This is a genomic window from Tepidiforma sp., from assembly GCF_034432735.1.
Classification (GTDB): domain Bacteria; phylum Chloroflexota; class Dehalococcoidia; order Tepidiformales; family Tepidiformaceae; genus Tepidiforma.
In genome coordinates, this window is the sequence record NZ_DAOUBJ010000046.1 from 1 (window position 1) to 3,239 (window position 3,239).

2 protein-coding genes are annotated in these 3,239 nt (G+C 65.3%); one reads left to right on the forward strand and one right to left on the reverse strand.

Annotation, left to right across the window (positions count from 1 at the left end):
- The coding region (locus VAE53_RS04695) for a hypothetical protein (protein ID WP_322818211.1) at nucleotides 1-1,301 on the reverse strand (1,301 nt) is incomplete at its 3' end.
- Between the two features lie 515 nt (nucleotides 1,302-1,816).
- Here VAE53_RS04695 and VAE53_RS04700 point away from each other — a divergent pair.
- Nucleotides 1,817-3,145, forward strand: coding sequence for a CmpA/NrtA family ABC transporter substrate-binding protein (locus tag VAE53_RS04700; protein WP_322818212.1), 1,329 nt, complete (start codon nucleotides 1,817-1,819; stop codon nucleotides 3,143-3,145).
- Nucleotides 3,146-3,239: the final 94 nt, after the last annotated feature.

Consider the following 3,239-nt stretch of genomic DNA (forward strand, 5'->3'; position numbering starts at 1 on the left):
TCCTCGGTGTGTACACCGTCCCACGACGCTTCGGACACGGCGAGGAAGTCATGGTATTCCGCCCACCCCGGCAACGTAGGCCGCGGTGCTCCAACCCATTCGACAAGCCCTTCGTCCTTGAGCAGTTGCAAGTCCCGTGTGAGCGATTCCCGTGCGAGGAGGATGAAAGGTTCGCCCAACCGAGGCGGTCCCCAGGAGGCAAACCGTCCGGACTCCGGGTCGTCCGGCTCGGGCACCAGGGCCCAGAATGATCGCTTTGGCAGTTCCACGGCATCGATGCCCGGGAGGCCATCGAGCGGGTATCGAGCGCCAGTTTCCAACGTTCGTTCGGAGATGGCACCAGCCGGTTCGTACCACCCCTCACGCAAGGGACGTAGCCGGTGTTGGCTACCGTCCTGCTCGATCGTTGGCCGAGCATCCGTGTCCCGGCCGCGTCGCATGCGCGGGAGCAGCAGGTAGGAGACGACGCCGGTGATCGGGTCCTCTACCCGGAACAGCCCGGCGATCAGGGGTCGGGGACGAGTGTTGACCACCGACTCGGTCGAACCGGGACTAGCCTTCCATAGTTCGTACGCTTCGAAAACCGCATCCTGGGCCGCCGCGCGGCGCAGTCCCTCACGCTTCATCAGCTCACGCAGGTGAGCAGTTGGCCATCGCTCGTTTTCGATGATCGCCGCGAGCGTCTGAGGGTCGCAAAAAGCCGGGATACTGCTCTTGCGCCGCTCGAACACGTCCGCGAGATGTTGTCGGTCGGCTTTTCGCAGCAGGACTTGCGAGAGTGGGTAGTTGATGTACCGATAGGGCCCATCTTCGCCGCGCACGGCGGTCGGGAGTAATCCTCGCCCGCGCAGCCAGTCGTTCCAGGCCAGCCACAAGGACTCCTCTTCGCCGGCATCCAGTCCGGCCGGCCGATTGCTTCTCGTGCGCTTCGTTTCCGCGCCGAGGATGTCGCGAAGATGGATGAAGTAGTTCAGCTCTGAGGTTTCTTCACTCTCCCCCATCCGGCTGGCCGCCAACACCATCGCGGCGCAAAAGGCGACGCTCGCGGGCGGCTCCGAGTCCGACACCTGACGCCGCAACCGCGAAAGTTGCACGGCCCCCTCCACGACCACCTTCGCGCGAAGCGCAAGGCAAAAGTCATCCGTCCACCCGTCGCGCTTCGCTGGTTCGCCCCCGAACGTGGCCGCGCCGATGGTGGCAAGCTCCTCGTCGTCGATCGCCAGATACACGGGCGCGCCACGAGGGACGCCTTTGGTGAAGGCCTCTGCTATGGCAGAATTCCAGTCGTCGTAGCTCGCCATGGAGCCGCGCTCCTCGCGCCGGGACTTTAGCTACCTGCTGCCGGCTCGTCCAGTGATGAGATGAACGTTCCCCCCATCGCCCAAGGGCAGCTGGCGCGGCGTCGCGCTCGCGCCTGCTCGACGGCCGGGTGCTCGGCGCGAGCGATATGGGCGTAAAGAGCAGACCGAACCGGGTACACGCGTATCGCGGTGCCGCCGCCCCCTTGCGGTACGAAGGCGCCGAGCAGGATTTCGCCCAGCTGGGTGTCGTCGGCGTGCGGGGCGGTATACCGGCCACATCCCTCGAGCCTGGGTTTCGAGCCGGTGCCGCTCGACGGCACGAAGCGGGGCCGATTCTCCCCGACAGCAGCTGTGGCTGGCCCTAGCCAGCGCGGAAACACGGGCGAAACACCGATGACTTCGCGCCTTCATCGCCGCGAAACGCCCCTGTCGCATCGGCGGGATACCTTCGGGACGCACCGGGGCGGATGCGTCGAGCGCCGCGCCGAATCGTACTTCCGCGAAGCGAGGTTGTTTTGGATCGACGCAGGTTTCTCAAGGCACTCGGCCTCGGCGGGGCGGTCCTCGCCGTCCCCGGGGCGCTGGCCGCGTGTGGCGGCGACGATGACGCCGGCGATGGCCCGATACCGACGGCCACGTCGGCCGACGGCGGCTCGCCCGCAGCTTCCCCGACCGGGTTCCCCACCACCTCGGCCCGGGCTTCGAGCAACGAGAAGATCAAAATCGGCTTCATCGCGCTGACCGACTGCGCGTCGGTGGTGATGGCCAAGGAGCTGGGGCTCTTCGAACGTTACGGGCTCAACGTGGACTTGGTGAAGCAAGCCTCGTGGGCGAGCACTCGCGATGCCTTGCTCACCGGCGATATCCAGGCGGCCCACATGCTCTTCGGCATGCCGTTTTCGGTCTACACCGGGGTGGGCGGCCCTCCCGGCAAGGAGATCTTCATCGCGATGATGCTGAGCGCCAACGGCCAGGCAATCACGCTCTCGAACGAGGACTTCGGTGGCAAGGTCGGCTATCGAACGTTGGAGAAGGTGAAACCCGTGGTCGATGCGCTGAAGGCGAAGCGGGAAGTGACCTTCGCGATGACCTTCCCGGGTGGGACGCACGATATGTGGCTGCGCTACTGGCTCGCCGCTGCCGGCGTCGACCAATCGACCGTGAAGATCATCACGATTCCACCGCCGCAGATGGTCGCCAACATGAAGGTCAACAATATGGATGGCTTTTGCGTCGGAGAGCCATGGGGCGGTGTGGCGGTGAAGGAGGGTATCGGCTTTACCCATATCGCCACCCAGGACATCTGGAAGCATCACCCAGAGAAGGCGTTGGGTGTGAACGCCGACTTCGCCGCGAAGCGGCGCGGCGACCTCAAGTTGCTGATGCGCGCCATCATCGAGGCGAGCGCCTACATCGACGATCCGAAGAATCGGCCGAGCGTCGCGAAGGTCATCGGCGCGCCCGCCTATGTGAATGCGCCGTCGGACGTGATCGATGCCCGACTCGAGGGGAAGTACAACCTCGGCAAGGACCTCGGCGAGAAGACGTTCACCGACGACACGATGCTCTTCTTCAACGGTGGAGCGGTGAACTTGCCGCGGCGCGGGCACGCGGTCTGGTTCATGTCGCAGTACGTCCGCTTCGGCTATCTGAAGGAGCTGCCCGACACGAAGGCGATCGCCGACCGCTTGATTCTCTCGGACCTCTACCGGGAGGTGGCCACGGAGATGAACGTCGCCATTCCCGAAGACGACTTCGCGCCGTTCACGGTGACGCTCGATAGCGAGCAGTTCGACCCGGCCAACCCGAGCGCATACCTGAGGAAGATCGGGGTGCAGTCATGAGTGTCCTTCCCTCTGTCCAGGTCTACGGTGTTCGCGGGCTGATCGCTGCCGCCCGCCCGCGGCTGGAGATCGCGGCGCGCAGCGGCCCGCGCCA